The organism is Paraplanobispora takensis (assembly GCF_016863195.1).
Taxonomy (GTDB): domain Bacteria; phylum Actinomycetota; class Actinomycetes; order Streptosporangiales; family Streptosporangiaceae; genus Planobispora; species Planobispora takensis.
In genome coordinates, this window is the sequence record NZ_BOOK01000128.1 from 1 (window position 1) to 1,428 (window position 1,428).

At 66.4% G+C, this 1,428-nt stretch carries 1 protein-coding gene; it reads left to right on the top strand.

What is annotated here, in order from left to right; all coding sequences use genetic code 11:
- Nucleotides 1-1,428 (top strand): DNA-directed RNA polymerase subunit beta (locus Pta02_RS40730; protein ID WP_444980753.1); only part of this gene is annotated, 1,428 nt, incomplete at both ends.

Consider the following 1,428-nt stretch of genomic DNA (forward strand, 5'->3'; position numbering starts at 1 on the left):
CCAGGGCACCTGCTTCAACCAGAAGCCGATCGTGGCCGAGGGCGACCGCATCGAGGTCAACCAGGTCATCGCCGACGGCCCGTGCACCGACGACGGCGAGATGGCGCTCGGCAAGAACCTGCTGGTGGCGTTCATGCCGTGGGAGGGCCACAACTACGAAGACGCCATCATCTTGTCCCAGCGCCTGGTGCAAGACGACGTGCTGTCCTCGATCCACATCGAGGAGCACGAGGTCGACGCCCGCGACACCAAGCTGGGCCCCGAGGAGATCACCCGGGACATCCCCAACGTCTCCGAGGAGGTCCTGGCCGACCTGGATGAGCGTGGCATCATCCGGATCGGCGCCGAGGTGGTGCCCGGGGACATCCTGGTGGGCAAGGTCACGCCCAAGGGTGAGACCGAGCTGACCCCCGAGGAGCGGCTGCTGCGGGCGATCTTCGGGGAGAAGGCCCAGGAGGTGCGCGACACCTCGCTGAAGGTGCCGCACGGTGAGCAGGGCAAGGTCATCGGGGTGCGGGTGTTCTCCCGCGAGGAGGGTGATGAGCTGCCGCCCGGGGTCAACGAGCTGGTGCGCGTGTATGTGGCGCAGAAGCGGAAGATCACCGATGGGGACAAGCTGGCCGGCCGGCACGGCAACAAGGGGGTCATCTCCAAGATCCTGCCGGTGGAGGACATGCCGTTCCTGGAGGACGGCACCCCGGTCGACATCATCCTCAACCCGCTGGGGGTGCCCGGCCGGATGAACGTCGGCCAGGTGCTGGAGACGCATCTGGGGTGGATCGCCGCGCGCGGCTGGGACATCTCCGGCATCGAGCAGGCCTGGGCCGAGCGGCTGCGCGATAAGGGCTTTGGCGAGGTGGCGCCGCGGACCAATGTGGCCACCCCGGTCTTCGACGGCGCGCACGAGGAGGAGATCATCGGGCTGCTGGACAACACGCTGGTCAACCGGGACGGCGGGCGCATGGTCGGCCCGAACGGTAAGGCGCAGTTGTTCGATGGCCGCTCCGGTGAGCCGTTCCCGCACCCGATCTCGGTGGGCTACATCTACATCCTGAAGCTGCTGCACCTGGTGGATGACAAGATCCACGCGCGCTCGACCGGCCCGTACTCGATGATCACGCAGCAGCCGCTGGGTGGTAAGGCGCAGTTCGGTGGCCAGCGCTTCGGGGAGATGGAGGTGTGGGCGCTGGAGGCCTACGGTGCCGCCTATGCGCTGCAGGAGCTGCTGACGATCAAGTCCGACGACGTGCTGGGCCGGGTGAAGGTCTATGAGGCGATCGTCAAGGGCGAGAACATCCCCGAGCCGGGCATTCCGGAGTCGTTCAAGGTCTTGATCAAGGAGATGCAGTCGCTGTGCCTGAATGTCGAGGTGCTCTCCAGCGACGGTATGTCCATCGAGATGCGCGACACCGATGAGGATGTCTTCCG